Raw genomic sequence first — 17,517 nt, forward strand, 5'->3', positions numbered from 1 at the left:
TCATTTTTTTTGCAAAACCACAGCTACACTGTCTCGGTGGTAACGATTAGTTGGATGACATTTGCTGTAACTGATACAACATGGCGTAATGTTTGTTTGCGGCCAGCAAGGATGCATGATTACCGCGTTCAATAATTTTACCGTGCTGTAAAACGAGGATTTCGTCTGCATCGACGATGGTGGATAACCGATGGGCAACAATGAGCCATGCATGTTGCTTTCGAATAGATGCAATAGCTTGTTGCAGGTGGTGTTCGGTTTGTGAATCAACGTTAGCTGTTGCTTCATCAAGCACTAAGATAGGCGGGTGTGTTACTAACGCGCGGGCAAACGAAAGTAATTGTCGTTGCCCGGCAGAGATATTTTTCCCGCCCTCCTGTAATGTCATGGTAAGCGCTTCAGCAGGCTGCATACTGTCAAACCACTGAACATGCGTCAGTGTTTGTATGATGTCCTCATCACTGATATTTGAGCGACCAAACCGAACGTTCTCAGCTACAGTCCCGGCAAAGATAAAAGGATCTTGCTGGATAACACCAATGTGCGTGCGCAAATGATTCAGATCCCATTTACTGATGTTCTGATGTTCAATCAGAATGGCACCAGTCGTAACTTGGTACATATGGCTAAGTAAATGCAGTATGGTGGATTTGCCACTTCCTGTATGACCAACTAGGGCCATCATTTTCCCTCGTTGCAATTCCAGATTAATATTCTGTAATACCAAATCACCGTCGGAATGATAACGGAAACTCACGTTATCAAATCGGATGTTTCCCTGAATGGGGTGTTGATAAGTACCGGTCATTTCTTTTTCGGTATCGAGTAAATTGAACAGTCGTTCGCCAGCAATGAGGGATTGCTGAACTTGAGTTAACTGGTTGGTAAGTTCATTTATAGGTTCGATCATCCGCCCCATGTAACTGACGAACGCATAGATGATCCCCACCTGAATGTGAGATGTTCCCTGAATGGCAAACCAACTCAACAATGTGCCCAGAGTGAAAATGTAAAGCAGGTCAATCATGGGGCGCAGCAATAAACCGTTAAGTTGCAGAACCTTCATGCGAGATGCGTAATGCTGTTGGTTTGATGCTGCAAACTTTTCAGCAAATTGCGCTTCTTGCACCAGGGATTGAATAATGGGGATGCCCTGTAATGTTTCATTTAATTGATGGTTAAGGTCTGACATGGATTGTCGGGCTTGTCGTGACCAAGGCATAGAGCTTTTCTGGTATACCTGCATCACGATGAAGGTGATTAGCATCATGAAGACAATAACGCTGGCCATCTGCCAGTTAAGCCAGAACATGCCGCATAGGATGCTGATCAGAAAAACGATTTTTTGTACTGACTGACCAATGACTTGTATATAAAGCTGTAACAGTGTCTCTGTGTCATTGCCAATGGTTGATATCAGATGACCGGTCTGATGCTGATCTAAATAACGGGCAGGCAGACGTAATGCCGCTGAAAAAGTACTTTGCCTGAGTTCTTTGATAATTGATTGCGCGACGCGGTTGAATAGAAGTGTTTGTCGATAACTGCTAAAGGCGGCAATTCCTTGGAGTGCCATATAGGCCAGAATGAACACAATGATTTCATTCAAAACCCATAAACCCGCAGCAAGGCGGGTATCAATAAAATGTTTTATTAGCAATGGCCCACAGATCTCTGCAAATGCAGAAAGAAACAAAAAAATAAGCCCGCTGAAGATCAAGCGGTAGTGCGGTTTACAATAGGCAAGCAGTCGTAATAATGTCTTATTCACTGTCCTCTCCCGTGAGTGCCTGCTCTAGCTGCTGATAGCGCCAGGTTTGCGCATACCAACCGCTGTTTTCTAATAACGAAGCGTGGGAGCCAGTTTCTTTTTGCTCACCCTGTTCCAAGACGAGGATCTGATCAGCTTGTTCTAATCCTTGTAACCGGTGAGTCACCATTAATAATGTGGTATCACGCGCTGTGGTAAGCAAGTTATGCAGGATCTTTGATGCGGTTTTAGCATCCACAGCAGATAAGGCGTCATCCAGTAAGAGGTAGGGGCGGCTGGTTAACCAGGCGCGAGCCAGTGCCAATCGCTGTTTTTGTCCTCCAGAGAGTGTAATTCCGCGCTCACCGACAGCGGTTTGGTAACCATGTGGCAAGCCTAAAATATCATGGTGTAATTCAGCTAGTTGTGCTGCAACGATGATTTCTTCTTCTGTTGCCTCTGGGCGACCCAAAGCGATGTTTTCTGCAACCGATAAAGAGAAGAGATAGGGCTCTTGCGGCACATAGGCAAATTGTTCGCGTAATTTTGCTAATGACCAGTCGGGTAATACGCGATTGTTTAGTGCAATATTCCCTTGATGCGGATCGGCAAAACGCTGGATGAGTTTCAGCAATGTGCTTTTTCCGGCACCGGTTGGCCCGACAATACCAATGAGTTCCCCGGCATTAATATTCAAGTGAATATGTGAGAGCAGAGGAGCGCCATTTTCATTATCAAATCGTTCGATCTTTATGTTCAACGAATGACCATCAGCAGGATGAGTTTCATTCCCCGACGTTAATTGCGTTTCTGTGGTTAAAACAGTTTGAATACGATGATATGCCGCATTGCCACGTTCCAGGATGTTAAATAACCAGGCAATAGCAAACATAGGCCAGATCAATTGGCCGAGATAAAGGCTGAAACTGGTGAGCTGGCCAATAGTTAATTGATGTTGAAAAACCAACCAGCTTCCCCCTGCAATCGCAAGCAGATATGCGCTGCCAATACAGAGATAAATGACGGGTTCAAATTTTGCGTCTACCCGGGCTACCTGCATATTGGCCTGATTAGCCGCTGCAGCCGATTTTTCCATTTGTTGCTCGGCATATTGTTCAGCAGCAAAAAGGCGCAAGGTGCGTAAACCGCTCATGTTTTCATGCGCTATATTATTCACCTCACCAAACGCAGCTTGTGCTTTGCCAAATGCCAGATGAATTTCCCTGCCAATGCGAGCTACTAAAAAAGCCATGATGGGCAGAGGGATCAGTGAGAGTAATGTAAGTGGTAGTGAATAATGGGTTATCATGATCCACAGAACCAGACACCCCATAAACAACGAATCAACCAACGTGAGAATGCCTTCTCCGGCGGTCATTTCGACAGCCTGGATATCGTTACTGACATGCGCAATCAGTTCACCGGTTCGGTGGCGGCGGAAAAAGTCAGGGTCCATGGCCAGATAGTGCTGATAAAGCTGCTGGCGTAATAGATATCCCAATCGGTATGCTGCACCATACAGTGCTACACGCCATATGTAACGAAGAACATACACCAGCAAACCAATGGCCAATAACGACAGGATTAATGGCTGAAAACGCGGCCAAATTGCCATACCTTGTGGCGCATTGACAACGGTATCAATCATTTCACCAATCAGTAATGGGACTCTGGTTTGGATGACGGCAATAAAACATAGCACGCTGACCGTCAGTAAATAACGTTTCCACTGCGCGCGGAAAAACCAAGATAACTGCCAAATCAAAGTCATCGTTTTTTATTCGAAAGAAGGAGTTCACAACGCCCCGGTAATTTCGGTATAGGGTTAGGGGCGGGCGTACTGCTTATCATGGCTGGCTTGGTCAGCCAAGATTGTAATTCGTAACCACAACCCGTGCCGGGTGGTGGCGCTTTTTGTGGTTCACAGTCTTTACTGCCAACCGGGCAGTGCAGACGGACATGAAAATGAGCGCTATGACCAAACCAGGGACGTAGTTTTCCTAACCAGGCTGGGTTACTGGCAGCATATTGTTCGCACATGGCTTGTTTGATCGGCGGATTGACAAAAATGCGCTCGACGCGAGGATCTTGTGCTGCCAGTTTCAGCAAGGTTATTTGTTGTTGACCAAAGTTTTTATTGACGTGATTGCTTTTGAAATCAACCATTTCCAATGGTTCGATATGGTTGCGTTCTGTGCTGCTCAATGTTTTTTTCGCGAAACGGAACCAAAAATCGGTATCAAGCCCGCTTTGGTGGCTGCGATGACCAGTAGGGAATGGTCCCCCCTTCGCCATCGCCATATCGCCAACCAGAATATCAGGTAAGCCTACTTTTTTAGCCTGACGAGCCAGATCCAACACATATTGCTCCATGATCGGATGGCCGAAATACCGCTTTTCCTGTGGTCGCAGGATCTGATATCCGAGCCCATGTTCAGGCAATTCGATGGCACCCTGCAGGCAACCTGCAGCATAACCGCCGATTGCTTCTGCAGGACCATGGCTAGGCGTAGTCTGCTGCGTCCATGGATTACTCATGGCAGCAATTAAGATCCATTGATACATGACAGTTGATAATTCCTACAAATGTTACTTTGTTTGCCAGATCATATTACCCGCTAAAGTGGGGCTTTGATCATACTGAGCAAGTGCGTGCCACAAGGGTAGCAGGCTTTGTTCCATCGCCAAAGCCCGTTGCAAAGGGAATAGACCCAATGCTATGGATTCGGCCTCATTTATTTCCTTTTTTTCGTATTGAATTAAGGTGTTGACGACTCGGTGGTTGGCTCTGATCCAAATGGCATCTTTGGCTTCTTCGCCCTGGCCATGGGCTATATCGTCAATCATTAACGGTTCCATCCACCACTGCCGGTCTGGGCGAAAACCGCCGCGAAGCTGATAGGCATTTTTAGTGCCAATTAAGGTTATGTCAAAATGTAAACCGGGATGTGGCCATGGACACAGCAGAAGATCAACCAAGGCGTGCTGACATTGTAATTGCGCGGAAATATTGCAACCGGTACCTTGGCGGGCACCCAAAAAAGTCATTTCACCGAACAGATGATTCAGCAGTGAGAATGGATGGATCATATCTTCCATAAACCATTCCACGGGGGTTTTGGGGTAGGGCAGATTGACGCCTGCAACCACCGTGATCCGCATGAGTTCACCAAAATCACCGCTTTGGATCAAGTGTTGTAGTTGCTTTGCTGAATCAAGAAAGGGAAACGGGAAACTGATATAGCTATGGGGGGCGTTGAGGGCGAGAAATTGCGATTTATTCTCTGGTGTCAAGCCCAGCGGTTTTTCGCATAACAGAATTTTATTCTGCAATGCCTGTAGATAAGAGAGATGGGTTGCAGTGGGCGTTGCGATAGCGACGATGTCACAATCATGGAGAATGGAAAGTTCTGTACCATGATGAGGAATATTATCTTCGGCTGCTATTCTGGCAACCAGCTCGGCATCATGCGCCATCATGGCAATGACATCACAACCCGCTTTTCTTAAGCCCTGGACGTGGACTCGGCCCCAATTTGTGCCTATTACACCCGCTTTCATTGGTTATCCTTCCTATAATGAGTTGAATGTAGTTTACTCTTATAAGGGATTCGTTTGCTAAAAGCTTCATCTGTCACATAAGATGTATTTCAGTTGTTACGAATATGTAATTCACTATTTTCAATGACGACCTATTTGTGAGCAGGAGAGACACAATGTTCAGTGAATTTAAGAAATTTGCCATGCGTGGCAATGTCGTTGATATGGCCGTCGGTATTGTTATCGGTGCGTCATTCAGTGCGATAGTGAAAAGTATGGTGGATGACGTTCTCATGCCGCCGATTGGTTTATTGCTGGGTGGTGTCGATTTTTCTGATTTTTTCCTGGTATTGAAGGAAGGCGCTAAAGCGGCCGCGCCGTATCATACGTTGGCGGAAGCGAAGGCGGCTGGTGCGGTGACATTGAATTTTGGTTTGTTTGTGAATGCCGTGATCAGTTTCACCATTGTCGCTTTTGCACTGTTTATGATTGTAAAAGCGATGAACAAGCTACGTTCTGGCGAGGAAGCGGCGCCGGTAAACACGAAAAAATGTCCGCATTGTTGTTCTGAGATCGCGTTGGAGGCGACACGTTGCCCACATTGTACGTCAGAATTGACGTCATGATTTAACCACGTAATTTATTCAGCAGACGGATAATGTCATTCAATATCCGATAGCGTTGTAATTCGGCGGGGCCATAGCGTGTAGAGAGTGTCGCCGGATTACTGCGCTGTTTCAGATAGCGGTTGAGCTGTAAGCGGTTAAATCCACCCACTTTAAAGATCATCGGCAGAAGCTGCTGGATGTTCTCTTCACTAAGACCCAATGCTTTATTGTATTCAACGTCATCTGGTAATGTGATTTTGAGGCTGACCTGTTTAATTTTTTGCTGTTCTTGCAGGTATTCGAGCCATTGTTCGACATACATGGGTTTGGTGCCTGCGAGCAGATTAAAAAAACCGCCGCTGTCACTTCGGCATCCGCTCAGTAACAGACACGCAAATTGATCATCATTGCACGAAAAAGAAACATCGCTTGAAATGGACCAGTCAACTGCCAGCACGGAAATATCAGCCCGTTCGCCGTTAAACCCTTCACAATGAAAACGAAACAAAACAGCACTCCAACAGCAACCAAGCCGTTCATTTTAACATTAACTTTGTGCTGTTAAGTACTTATAGTTTGAGTGTTAATTTATTTGGCTAGATTAAATTGTGCCAATGCTTGATTTATAACCTCTGTGGTTTCAGGGCGAACAACGCGGGCAACCTCTTGTCCATCTTGTAAAAAGATCAGGGTTGGCCATAATTTGACCTTAAATGCACGGCCTAACGGTTTTCCCCGACCATCCGCAATATGCAGATGCGGTAATTCAGGATGGTTAGCCATGGCGGCAGAAATATAAGGCTGTGCGCCTTGACAAAAACCGCACCAGCTATTGCCAAATTCAATAACCGCCGGGCCGATAAATGCTTCAACTTCAGCGAGTGATGGTTCTGTTTCCTGATAAACAGGCATGGTCATAGAAACCTCCAATATTTTAATATGTGAACAATATAGATATATAAAACAATAGCAGTGAATGGCGCATTGTGAGTAATGATGGTGCTACTGCATAATCAATTCAGCTAAATAAGGAATCATTATGATCAGACATATACTGTTATTGCAATTTACCGATGAAACAACAGAACTTGATATCCGTGAAATATTTGCATTATTTGTTAGCCTGAAAGAAAAAATAGAAGGTATTGTTGCCATAACGGCTGGAGAGAATGTAAGCCCAGAAGGGAAAAATAAGCATTATACCCACTGCATTACTATCGATTTTACGGATGAGACAGCGAGAGATAACTATTTACCGCATCCTGAGCACGTAAAAATTAAACCACGTTTCAGACCACATATTGCAGATATTCTGGTATTCGATTACGTTTGTTAAAAATGTAGCTGATATGTTGATTTTCTTTCTGAGGAGTTGGTTATGTCATTTCCGGCTGTTGTTGATCTGAATCGTCTGGCGCTTTATATCCGGCCATCCTGTCCGTTTTGTGTTCGAGTCTTGGACTATTGTGAGCAAGCGGGGATCAAGATTGAAAACCGAAATATAGCTGAAGGTGTACATTTAGAAGCCCTGATGACCGGGGGCGGAAAACGTCAGGTTCCCTGCCTGCGCATTGTTGATGATGAACATCAGAGTCATTGGATGTATGAATCGATGGACATTATTGCCTACCTGAAACAGCAGTTTGCGGTGTGACTATCATGTTGCGGCTTCATTATTCTGAAGCCGCAGTTGACAGATAATGTTGATAAAGCTCGAAATCCTCCTGCGAAAAACAACAGAAAATAATTTCTTTGATAGTGCTGAACCGCTTTGCTGTTTCGGTAACCGTCATGAGTGCGATTTGTGCAGCTTTGTGCGCCGGATAACCGAAAATGCCTGTACTGAGGCAGGGAAATGCAATGGAGGTGATACCCGCTTCGGCGGCAACCTCAAGACTGCGCTGATAGCAAGAAGCCAGATATTGTGCTTCCCCGCGAGAGCCGCCATGCCAGATCGGGCCAACGGCATGGATGATATATTTTGCAGGTAATTGAAACCCCTTGGTGAGCTTTGCATCGCCAGTGGTACATCCTCCCAGTTGATCGCAGGCTCTTTGCAATTCAGGGCCAGCCGCCCGATGGATGGCTCCATCTATGCCGCCACCTGCCATTAAGCGGGAGTTGGCGGCATTCACAATGGCTTCCACCTGCAAGGTGGTTATATCCGCAATCAGTGCATGGATCTTAGCTGTCATGATCTTTTTATCTCGGCTGATTTTCCGGCTAGGGATGATTATAAGTTTCACTAACACCTTAAATTTGGCAGAAAATCGGTCACATCAACGGCAAATCTGTCACAAAACAGTGATTTAGTGTCATACTGAGATTCAGATGCCATATCTATATGGCATTTTCATTTATCCAGAGCACCCAATCATGACAAACAGTTTTTTCTCAATTGCCGCCTTGATCGTGGCCAGTGCTTTTTTCTCAGTCTCTGAGATTTCTTTGGCTGCCTCGCGCCGTCTTAAATTACAGCAGTTAGCAGAAACCGGAATTGAACAGGCGAATAAGGTGATCTCCTTGCAGGAGCAGCCGGGTCACTATTTCACTGTGGTACAAATCGGGCTCAATGCTGTCGCCATTTTGGGCGGTATCATTGGTGAATCGGCACTGACGCCGTATGTTTCTGAAGTGCTGCAACTTTGGATTGCGCCTCCCTTGTTAAATGACATCAGTTTTGCGATTTCATTTATGCTGGTGACATCATTATTCATTTTGTTTGCTGATTTGATCCCTAAGCGTTTGGCTATGATGGCGCCTGAGCGTATTGCAACGCATATTGTGGGCCCAATGCTGTTTTGTGTGGCGATTTTCAAGCCAATGGTTTTTGTTTTCAATGGATTGGCCAACATGTTGTTCCGTGTATTCAAACTGCCGACCACACATAAAGAGGTGATCACGCCGGATGATATTTACGCCATGATGTCTGCCGGGGCTCAGGCTGGAGTATTACGTGAGCAGGAACATCACCTGATAGAAAACGTGTTTGAACTGGATTCAAAAACGGTACCTTCCACGATGACGTCGCGCGATAGCATTATCTATTTTGAGCGTCGGGAGACCGAAGAACAGATCAAGCAAATCATTGCAGAACATCCACATTCAAAATTCCTAGTGTGTGATGGCAATATAGATACGGTGCTCGGCTACGTCGATTCCAAAGACATATTATTGCGGGTGTTGAACAAGCAACCGATTTCGCTGACGGACGATAAGCTCATTCAGACACCGTTGATCATTCCCGATACGCTGACATTGACTGAAGCATTGGAAGGCTTTAAAGGTTCACGTGAAGACTTTGCCGTTATTCTGAACGAATATGCGCTGGTGGTTGGCATTATTACCCTGAATGACATTATGAACACCCTGATGGGGGATTTAGTGAACCAGCATCAGGAGGAACAGATCATTCAGCGTGATGATCATTCCTGGTTAATTGATGGGATTGCGCCGATCGATGATGTAATGCGAGTGCTTGATATTGAGGAATTTCCTGAGTATGAAAATTATGAAACGATCGCGGGTTTCATGATGTTTATGTTGCGGAAAATTCCTAAACGAACTGATTCTGTGACATTTGCCGGGTATAAGTTTGAAGTGGTCGATATTGATAGTTATAAGATCGACCAGCTATTGGTGACTCGTCTGAGTAATGCTGAAACAGAGGCGGCAGCCGGAAACAATAAACCACATTGATGCATCCGGCTGCATCGTTTTACAGATCAAACGGTGGCAATTGGCTGAATAGTTTTTGTAATCCTTCGCCCCAGGCCTGGCGCAATGCCTGAAAGTGGGGGTGTTTTTCGGTGATCCGATATTGCTGGGCCGTACTGAATGAATCTTTAGGATAAATCAGTGTGTCCAGCGGCAACCCGACGGAAAGATTACTACGCAGCGTTGAATCAATGGAGATCAACGCACATTGCATGGCCGTTTCCAGCGGTGTGTTGAAGTTCAGTACACGGTCAATGATAGGTTTGCCATATTTGCTTTCACCTATCTGAAAATACGGGGTGTCTTCCGTCGCTTCAATAAAATTCCCTTCAGGATAGATATGAAACAGACGGTGTATTTCCCCTCTTATTTGCCCACCTAACAGAATATTGCAGCCAAAGTTAATATTGCTTTGTTGCTGGCCGCCATCACGCTGAATGACTTCGCGGATCACCGTTCCAACCAGGGTCGCTGCATCGTAAACCGAACTGACATTCATCAGGTTGGGGACATCCTGATTAACGCGCTGTCGTAATAAGGTCAACACACTTTGTGTTGTTGCCAGATTGCCTGCACTTTGCAACACCAGTACTCGATCATCTCTTTCAAAGATATGTAACTTTTTAAAAGTTGCGATGTGATCGACTCCCGCATTGGTGCGTGAATCTGACGCAAATACCAATCCGTCTGCAAGACGCATGGCAACACAATAGGTCATTTTGCTTTCCTCAATACTTCAGTTGTCAGCGTGACAGCTTTTATCATTGTTGTTGCTGTGCGTCGAGTAAATTTACTGCCGCCTGTGCCTGCATGGCTTCACTGCCACCACCGAATCGGACACCGCGAACTGGACAGGCGTCAAGGTAATCCATCCCCACTGCCAGTTTTAGGTGCTGGTTTGGTGTACAGGTATTGTTTGTAATATCAAAGGTATACCAGTGATCATTCAGCCATATTTCAGCCCAGGCATGCATGGCGACATGAGCACTATCGGAACTGTAGAGATAACCGCTGACATAACGGGCAGGAATACCGACACTGCGGCAACACGCCAGAAAAACATGCGTGTGATCCTGACATACCCCTTTACCGGCGCGAAGCGCTTCGTCAGCCGTGAAGGAGACATCGGTTGCGCCGGGCGTGTAAGGCATTTTTTGGCGTATGGCGGTCATCAATGTCTGCAGGCTGACCAGCGGATTGGCTGCATCGTAATGTTGTTGCGTTAACTCGCGGATAGAGGGGGTGATCTCAGTCAGCGCGGTATGGCGCAGATAGGTTAGCGGTGAGATGGCTTCGGGGAGATCATCGGGCGCATCTTCGATAATTTCGACTTCACCATGGGCATGAATGCGGATCAGCTCGTGGGGGGTATCGAGGCTCAGCACATGCAAAATATTCCCGTAGCTGTCGGTTGTGATCGTGGCATTGTCGGGTAAATCCAGTTGCCAGTTTACAATACGCTGACGTTGAGTGGATTTAGGCGTCAACCGCAGGTATTGCGTGCTATGACGTACCATTTCAGCATAGTGATACTGGGTATGATGATCGATGGTCAGTTTCATAATGCCTCCAAATAGGCTCTGTGGATGCTTTGTCCAATGGCGCCGATGTCCGTGAGAAAGCGCGTCAAATAGTTATGCACACCTTCACTGAACACGTCTTCTATCCGGCCAAACCGCAGGTTGGCGTTTAGGATCGTGGTAAGGCGACGGGGTTCATGACCGGCATTGCCTTCGATTTGTGCCAGCAGTTGTTCTACCTCTTCGAGGCTGGCACGCAAAGAGCGAGGTACTTCATTACGCAAGATCAACAGTTCAGCGACGGTTTGCCGGGATAGGCTCTTATATAAGGTTTGATGCGCTTCATAGGCACCGACTGAGCGTAATAGAGCATTCCAGCGATAAAACTCACGGACACTGTCTTCATCTTCCTGAATAACTCGGTATTTCACATCCAGTATCCGGGCGGTGTTGTCAGCGCGTTCAATGAAGGTGCCAAGGCGAATAAACCACAGCACATCACCGCGCATGATGGTGCCGAACGTAGCACCACGAAATAAGTGTGAACGTTCTTTGACCCAGTCAAGAAATGCCTGAGCGTTATTACTGTTGATCCCTTTTTTACGCAGAACTTTGATCTCCAGCCAGGTGGAGTTAATGCTTTCCCATACTTCAGAGGGAATTTTCCCGCGAACGGCATGTGCATTATCGCGCGCCATGCGGATACAGCTAAAAATACTGCTCGGGTTTTCTTCATCCAGACAGAAAAACGACAGCAGATTATCCATGCTGACTCGCTGGTAACGCGCAATGAAAGGCTCATGGGTACCAGTAATGGTCAGGGGGGCGATCAGTTCGCTGTTATCGGCATCGATTAATGGCATCAATGACATGGTTTGAGTGACATCCAGCATACGAACTGTATTTTCTGCCCGTTCCAGATAGCGAGCCATCCAGTAAAGCTCACTTGCAGTACGACTCAGCATAAGCCTTCCTCCATGACCCAGGTATCTTTAGTGCCGCCACCCTGAGAGGAGTTCACCACTAACGATCCTTCTGTTAAGGCCACGCGTGTTAATCCGCCGGGAACCAGACGTATTTCTTTACCACTCAAAACAAAGGGGCGCAGATCGATATGGCGGGGGGCCACACCGGCTTCGACAAATGTCGGGCAAGTTGAGAGCGACAGGGTGGGTTGCGCAATGTAGTTATCGGGGCGCGCTTTCAATAACTCACGGAATTTGGCAATCTCGGCTTTGGTGGCACAAGGGCCGATCAGCATGCCATAACCGCCGGCACCATGGACTTCTTTAACGACCAGCTCTTCAAGATGGTCGAGCACATAACGTAAATCGTTGTTTTCACGACACTGCCAGGTAGGAACGTTATGCAGAATGGGCTCTTCATCCAGATAGAATTTGATCATTGCCGGAACATACGGATAGATCGACTTGTCATCGGCTACCCCAGTGCCAATGGCATTGGCCAATACGACGCCGCCAGAGCGGTAGGCAGACAGCAGGCCGGGCACGCCAATCAGCGAGGTTGGATTAAAGGCTAATGGATCAAGGAACGCATCGTCGATACGACGATAGATCACATCCACCTGTTGCGGGCCGGTCGTGGTACGCATGAACACTTTGCCATTACGTACCATCAGATCGGCACTTTCGACTAACTCCACGCCCATCTGCTGAGCAAGGAAACTATGTTCAAAGTAGGCACTGTTAAAGCGACCGGGCGTCATGACCACCACGTTGGGATTTTCGACCGGGCTGCTTTCCCGTAGCGTTTGCAGTAACAGGGCTGGATAACGTTCCACTGGCGCAATGCGTTGCTGTCTGAATAATTCAGGATATAACCGCATCATCATCTTGCGGTTTTCCAGCATGTAAGAGACGCCCGATGGGGTGCGAAGGTTATCTTCTAATACGTAATAGCTGCCGTCATGATTGCGGATCATATCAACACCGGTGATATGGGCATAAATTTGACGATGCAGATCAACACCTTGCATACAAGGCTGATATTGGGCATTAGCCAGAACTTGTTCCGGAGGAATGACGCCTGCTTTTAAGATCCGTTGCTCGTGATAGATATCATGTAAGAATGCATTCAGAGCAGTCACACGCTGGCGGATACCTTTATCCAGTTGCTGCCACTCAGTCGCGGGGATGATTCGGGGGATGTTATCGAAAGGGATTAATCGTTCGGCGCCGTCTTCATCACCGTAGACATTAAAAGTAATGCCGACGCGGCGGAACAGTAGATTTGCTTCTTCTTTTTTCTGTTGGATCGTTTTTTCTTCAGTTTGGTTTAGCCAGCGCCAGTAGGTTTCATAATGGCTTCGGCATTGTCCATCAGGTTGTAACATTTCATCGTATAACCCTGGACCCGGTAGGTGGACTTTGAGCATAACTGTCTCCTCGGGACGTCCGTGTTCTTTGATTAATACAAAGGTTATGCCAGAGCAGCATGAATCTGTTTTTTTGATGAGAATCTGAGAGGTATCTTTATAAAACAGAGGAATATATGGATGTTCAATAATGAGTATTCAATTGATGCACCTTTTTGGGGCTTTAGTTGAGGTTGGCGTGCGCACTTTGAGTGAAAAATAAAAGAGATTAAATCTGCAGTGCACCATGAAATTATATTGTGGCCTGTGCGGAGCAGAAGAATGCGTAAAAATGGTTATTTATAAAGCATTTTTGTTCTGTCTCTGAAAATTGGATTTTGTTCATGGAAGTCATTCGGATATTGACGATATCATGACGTGATTAATATTTGATATCGCAGCGCTAAGCGATGACTGTTTGATGGGGAGATGTATGAACGGGTTAAAACAACGATATGAAGAATTGTTAACTCAACGAGATTGGGATAGCCAAACCCAGATCGATTTTTTTCTTGAGTATGCGAAAGAATATAAATTAGGTGATCATTTTTTAGCATTTCTGGCTTTGAAACCGGCAACTCAGCCTCGCAATTTGATTTCTTCTGCGGAATATCCTACAGAGCGTTTAATTGAGTTAGTCGTTAAAAATGAACGTATTACAGAAATCATCCAGGAGAATGCATTAGTGGTTAAGGATGAAAATCCTTGGACTGAACAGATGATGCATAAATGTATTAATACCAATATGTATATTGACATCGTGCCTGAAGATCATCGTCTCATTAAGGAATTATTGGCCTATTTTAATTTACGTCATGCTTCTTTTATGCAACCCAAAGAACCGCAGGAAGTAACGAAAAAGGATAAAACAAAGACCGATAACAATAATGGCGATGATTATTTCGAGCAAATTTTTAAACGCTATGCGAATTTTGGCTGAAAATAATCTGACTCGTCATTCACCGTATGGCGGGTCAGTTTTCTGTTTCCGGCATGTCAATGGATAATAAAATGGTTTCAATTTCTTCGGTTATATCTTCCTGTCGCTGAATATTGTAAGTCAGTTGTAGTTTGGTCTGATCTTCATCTAACCGCTGCAGAGCGCGATCCATATGTTCCTGCCTTTGATTGTTTTCTGCCATGAGTGAGCTGTATAAAACCTCATTCAGGACGGCATAAAGGTAGTGATCCATCAGTTTGATTAAAAACTCATTGGGCGGGATAGTTAAATCGGGCGAATAACCGCGGTTCGACGTGAGGCTGGCGGCATTGCGTAGCGGCAGCAGATGTCGCCAGCGGATCGTATTGGCGGCATCGCAATGATACAGAACCGAAAAACCACAATCGGCTACACGTTCCTGCGAGACTAACTGACTTAACTGCTGAGTCAGATGTAACAGCACCGTGGGAATTTCGTCAGCGACTACGGCACCCGGCATGGTCAGCTTTGCACTAGGATCGTCATTCATCCGACCCGCCAGACGGCGCCCGACAATGATCAAACTGGTCGAAGCGGCTTGTGTAGGGAACAGTTTGCCCATTTCGGTCAGTAATGTTTCATTAAAATCGCCACAGAATCCTTGTTCTGAGCCGACGATGATGCAGATATTCTGTTTTGTTTGTGTAGTGCAGATCAGTTCCGGGTAGGCAGTAAAGAATTCTGTAGCGGTATGTTCAATACTGGCGACCATTTGTTGCTGACAGATAAGAAAATCTTTCAGTATCCGGATCTCCATCAGTGCCAACCCTTTCATCGCTGACATAATGCCAGCAATGTCTGACAGGGCTTCTAAGCGTTTGCTGATTTTACGGCGATGGCTCATGGGTGATTTCCGCCATTAGTTCTTGTATTGCACTGAGCCAGATTGCTCGGGGTTCAGTCAGTGCCGGGCATTTTGTGGCTATCTTTTGCAATAACTGGTGCAGCGCCTTTGCAATGTTTGCTGGTGGCAGAGGATCAAAATAGCCTTCGTTGTATGCGATGAGCCAGGCCATATGTTGCTCTGGCGAGAGCGGCGATAGGCGATCTTGTTTTAATAGTTCGCGTAATAAGCGTCCCCGGCGGATCTTGGTTTCGACACTGGCCTCAAGACGCGCACCAAAGCGGGTGAAAACCTCGATTTCCAGAAATTGGAGATAATCCAGCTTCATACGGCCTGCTTCGGTTTTAATAGCCGAGAACTGAGCCGTACCACCGATCCGTGAGACTGAACGCGTGATATCAATGGCCGGCAAAAAGCCTCTGGCATATAAGGCTGTATCAAGATAGATCTGTCCGTCGGTGATCGAAATCAGGTTGGTTGGGATATACGCAGCAATTTCCCCTTGTTCTGTTTCCACTATCGGCAGCGCGGTCATGCTGCCACCACCAAAATGTGTGGCGAGGGCGGTCGAGCGTTCCAGCAGACGAGAGTGAAGATAGAAAATATCGCCGGGGTAGGCTTCTCGACCGGGCGGCCTGCGCAAGAGCAGTGATAATTCCCGATATGCGCGAGCATGTGTGGTAAGGTCATCGTAGATGATCAGAACGTCGCGACCAGACCACATCCACTCTTCAGCTAAGGTGCAACCAGCAAACGGTGCCAGAAATTTCAACCCGGGGGTGGTTGTCGCTTCGGCCACCACGACACAGGTAATGTCCAGCACACCGGCTTTTCGCAATGTTTCGATAGTGGCAACCACCGATGATCGTTTCTGACTGATCAGCACATAAACACAGAGCACATTGCGTCCTTTCTGCGCGATGATGGTGTCTGTCGCCAATGCACTTTTCCCGGTTCCGGCATCACCAATGATGAGCTGACGTTGCCCTTTACCGATCGGGATCATGGTATCAACCATTTTAATGCCGCTGAGCAATGGTCGGGCAACGAAATCGCGGGCCGGAATCGGCGGGGAAGCAATTTCGAGCGGACGACGACGACCAAATGCAGGGGGAGGTAAGCCATCAAGCGGCTGCCCCAAGGGGTCTATGACCCGACCCAGAAAATCATCACCGACTCCAATTTCCAGTCGTCGCCCAGTTAATTGTGCTGAGGCTCCTGCGACCAGACTATCATTCTGACTTAAAAGAATGGCGCCAATACGCTGGCTATCAAGTTGGAATACCTGCGCTTCACTGCCATTTTCAAAGAGTAATATCTCATCCATGGCAGCAGAGGGGAGCCCTTCAACCCAGACAATGCCATCGCTGATAGCCGCCACCTTCCCGATTTCGGTGATGCGTAATTGCGGATGATAATGTTCGAGGAACACGTTATTGTCCAAAACCTGAGGCCTCCGCATAAACGTTCAGTTCACCGGCAAAACTCAATTCCAGCTGCCATGCACCGAGCGAGATTTTCAAGCCGGCAAGTAACGCTTTGTCTTGTAAAAACTCAAGCTGACTATGTATTTCAAAATGATCGTCGATAGCCTTAATCACCATTTGCTGTTGTGCTTCCGATAACGGGAATGCACTGGTGACACAACCTGTGGTATTACCCTCCAGACCGAGCTGTATTGCGCTGATCCTTTCATCCGGGAGTGCATCTATCTCTTCAATAAACAATGCAACAAGACGCGATTCCAATTCCGGGCTGGCTAATTTAGACAAGAGCTTGTTGGCAAACAGACGAGCTTGAGTATTGCATTGCGTGATCAGTTCGCGTTTCAGTATTTCTTGCCGATGAATATCCTGCGCCTGATTTCTTTCCCGCTCCAGGGCGATTTCTTTCGCCAATGCTTCCATCTGGCGCTGACGTTCTTCGGTCAGTTCAGCCGTGAAGTGGGCGCGCGCAACGCTTTTTTCTTGTTCCCACTCGGACAGGCGGCTTTCATACTGAGTTTTCAATGTCTCGGCATGGGTCTCTTTGTCCTTCGCTTCATTCAGGGTGCGTTCGATCCCGGCGCGACGCTCAGCCAGTGTCGCCAAAACGGGCTGATAAAGAAATCGTTTCAAGATCCAGACTAAAGCGAGGAAATTGATGATCTCCAGAATGAATGTAGTCCAGTCAAACGCCATAACTG

General features: G+C 46.7%; 19 protein-coding genes. 5 read left to right on the forward strand and 14 right to left on the reverse strand.

Annotated features, from left to right (window positions below; all coding sequences use genetic code 11):
• Nucleotides 1–46: 46 nt before the first annotated feature.
• The 4 genes from H027_RS0115065 to H027_RS0115080 are packed head-to-tail and all read right to left on the reverse strand — an operon-like array spanning nucleotide 47 to nucleotide 5,311.
• A complete protein-coding gene (locus H027_RS0115065) occupies nucleotides 47–1,771 on the reverse strand; it encodes an ABC transporter ATP-binding protein (RefSeq protein WP_024873271.1) in 1,725 nt (574 codons plus the stop codon).
• Nucleotides 1,764–3,521, reverse strand: a complete 1,758-nt coding sequence (locus H027_RS0115070; RefSeq protein WP_024873272.1) for an ABC transporter transmembrane domain-containing protein — start codon at nucleotides 3,519–3,521, stop codon at nucleotides 1,764–1,766. Before H027_RS0115070 ends, H027_RS0115065 begins: the two co-directional genes overlap by 8 nt.
• Nucleotides 3,518–4,315 carry a penicillin-insensitive murein endopeptidase gene (gene mepA / locus H027_RS0115075; RefSeq protein WP_024873273.1) on the reverse strand — a complete coding sequence of 266 codons (798 nt, stop codon included), beginning with the start codon at nucleotides 4,313–4,315 and terminating at the stop codon, nucleotides 3,518–3,520. The genes H027_RS0115070 and mepA overlap by 4 nt, the downstream gene beginning before the upstream one ends.
• A 24-nt stretch (nucleotides 4,316–4,339) precedes the next feature.
• Nucleotides 4,340–5,311 (reverse strand): Gfo/Idh/MocA family protein, encoded by a 972-nt coding sequence (locus tag H027_RS0115080; protein WP_024873274.1) that lies wholly within the window; start codon nucleotides 5,309–5,311, stop codon nucleotides 4,340–4,342.
• Between the two features lie 155 nt (nucleotides 5,312–5,466).
• On the opposite strand from H027_RS0115080, the gene mscL reads away from it, so the two are divergent.
• On the forward strand, nucleotides 5,467–5,916 hold the full coding sequence (mscL, locus tag H027_RS0115085) for a large-conductance mechanosensitive channel protein MscL (RefSeq protein ID WP_024873275.1): 450 nt from the start codon (nucleotides 5,467–5,469) through the stop codon (nucleotides 5,914–5,916).
• 1 nt (nucleotide 5,917) lies between these two features.
• Here the strand turns inward: mscL and H027_RS0115090 are convergent, their stop codons facing one another.
• Complete coding sequence (locus H027_RS0115090; protein ID WP_024873276.1) at nucleotides 5,918–6,406, reverse strand: hypothetical protein; 489 nt, start codon at nucleotides 6,404–6,406, stop codon at nucleotides 5,918–5,920.
• 80 nt (nucleotides 6,407–6,486) lie between these two features.
• Nucleotides 6,487–6,816, reverse strand: coding sequence for a thioredoxin family protein (locus H027_RS0115095; protein ID WP_024873277.1), 330 nt, complete (start codon nucleotides 6,814–6,816; stop codon nucleotides 6,487–6,489).
• Between the two features lie 121 nt (nucleotides 6,817–6,937).
• On the opposite strand from H027_RS0115095, the gene H027_RS0115100 reads away from it, so the two are divergent.
• Nucleotides 6,938–7,234 (forward strand): Dabb family protein, encoded by a 297-nt coding sequence (locus tag H027_RS0115100; RefSeq protein ID WP_024873278.1) that lies wholly within the window; start codon nucleotides 6,938–6,940, stop codon nucleotides 7,232–7,234.
• A 42-nt stretch (nucleotides 7,235–7,276) separates the two neighbouring features.
• Nucleotides 7,277–7,552: a glutaredoxin family protein gene (locus tag H027_RS0115105; RefSeq protein ID WP_024873279.1), complete on the forward strand. Its 276-nt coding sequence runs from the start codon at nucleotides 7,277–7,279 to the stop codon at nucleotides 7,550–7,552.
• A 19-nt stretch (nucleotides 7,553–7,571) separates the two neighbouring features.
• On the opposite strand, the gene H027_RS0115110 is transcribed toward H027_RS0115105, so the two are convergent.
• Nucleotides 7,572–8,144 carry an O-acetyl-ADP-ribose deacetylase gene (locus tag H027_RS0115110; protein WP_202593495.1) on the reverse strand — a complete coding sequence of 191 codons (573 nt, stop codon included), beginning with the start codon at nucleotides 8,142–8,144 and terminating at the stop codon, nucleotides 7,572–7,574.
• Nucleotides 8,145–8,274: 130 nt separating this feature from the next.
• Here H027_RS0115110 and paeA point away from each other — a divergent pair, with 130 nt between their 5' ends.
• The gene (paeA, locus tag H027_RS0115115) at nucleotides 8,275–9,597 is read left to right on the forward strand and encodes a polyamine export protein PaeA (RefSeq protein ID WP_024873281.1); all 1,323 of its coding nucleotides are present in this window, start codon (nucleotides 8,275–8,277) and stop codon (nucleotides 9,595–9,597) included.
• Nucleotides 9,598–9,616: 19 nt separating this feature from the next.
• Here paeA and H027_RS0115120 read toward each other — a convergent pair whose 3' ends face one another.
• The 4 genes from H027_RS0115120 to H027_RS0115135 are packed head-to-tail and all read right to left on the reverse strand — an operon-like array spanning nucleotide 9,617 to nucleotide 13,530.
• Complete coding sequence (locus tag H027_RS0115120) at nucleotides 9,617–10,333, reverse strand: proteasome-type protease (protein ID WP_024873282.1); 717 nt, start codon at nucleotides 10,331–10,333, stop codon at nucleotides 9,617–9,619.
• A gap of 43 nt (nucleotides 10,334–10,376) precedes the next feature.
• Nucleotides 10,377–11,177: a transglutaminase family protein gene (locus H027_RS0115125; protein ID WP_024873283.1), complete on the reverse strand. Its 801-nt coding sequence runs from the start codon at nucleotides 11,175–11,177 to the stop codon at nucleotides 10,377–10,379.
• On the reverse strand, nucleotides 11,174–12,100 hold the full coding sequence (locus tag H027_RS0115130; protein WP_024873284.1) for an alpha-E domain-containing protein: 927 nt from the start codon (nucleotides 12,098–12,100) through the stop codon (nucleotides 11,174–11,176). Before H027_RS0115130 ends, H027_RS0115125 begins: the two co-directional genes overlap by 4 nt.
• Nucleotides 12,094–13,530 carry a circularly permuted type 2 ATP-grasp protein gene (locus H027_RS0115135; protein ID WP_024873285.1) on the reverse strand — a complete coding sequence of 479 codons (1,437 nt, stop codon included), beginning with the start codon at nucleotides 13,528–13,530 and terminating at the stop codon, nucleotides 12,094–12,096. The genes H027_RS0115130 and H027_RS0115135 overlap by 7 nt, the downstream gene beginning before the upstream one ends.
• 412 nt (nucleotides 13,531–13,942) lie before the next feature.
• Between H027_RS0115135 and H027_RS0115140 the strand changes: the two genes are divergently transcribed.
• On the forward strand, nucleotides 13,943–14,449 hold the full coding sequence (locus tag H027_RS0115140) for a hypothetical protein (RefSeq protein ID WP_024873286.1): 507 nt from the start codon (nucleotides 13,943–13,945) through the stop codon (nucleotides 14,447–14,449).
• A 34-nt stretch (nucleotides 14,450–14,483) separates the two neighbouring features.
• Here H027_RS0115140 and H027_RS0115145 read toward each other — a convergent pair whose 3' ends face one another.
• Genes H027_RS0115145 through H027_RS0115155 form a run of 3 tightly spaced genes read right to left on the reverse strand, consistent with a single transcriptional unit; the run spans nucleotide 14,484 to nucleotide 17,512 of the window.
• Nucleotides 14,484–15,332 (reverse strand): F0F1 ATP synthase subunit gamma, encoded by an 849-nt coding sequence (locus tag H027_RS0115145; protein WP_024873287.1) that lies wholly within the window; start codon nucleotides 15,330–15,332, stop codon nucleotides 14,484–14,486.
• Nucleotides 15,316–16,776: a F0F1 ATP synthase subunit alpha gene (locus H027_RS0115150; protein ID WP_024873288.1), complete on the reverse strand. Its 1,461-nt coding sequence runs from the start codon at nucleotides 16,774–16,776 to the stop codon at nucleotides 15,316–15,318. Before H027_RS0115150 ends, H027_RS0115145 begins: the two co-directional genes overlap by 17 nt.
• Nucleotides 16,766–17,512, reverse strand: coding sequence for a F0F1 ATP synthase subunit delta (locus H027_RS0115155; protein ID WP_024873289.1), 747 nt, complete (start codon nucleotides 17,510–17,512; stop codon nucleotides 16,766–16,768). Before H027_RS0115155 ends, H027_RS0115150 begins: the two co-directional genes overlap by 11 nt.
• Between the last annotated feature and the right edge of the window lie 5 nt (nucleotides 17,513–17,517).

The organism is Tolumonas lignilytica, assembly GCF_000527035.1.
Lineage (GTDB): Bacteria > Pseudomonadota > Gammaproteobacteria > Enterobacterales > Aeromonadaceae > Tolumonas > Tolumonas lignilytica.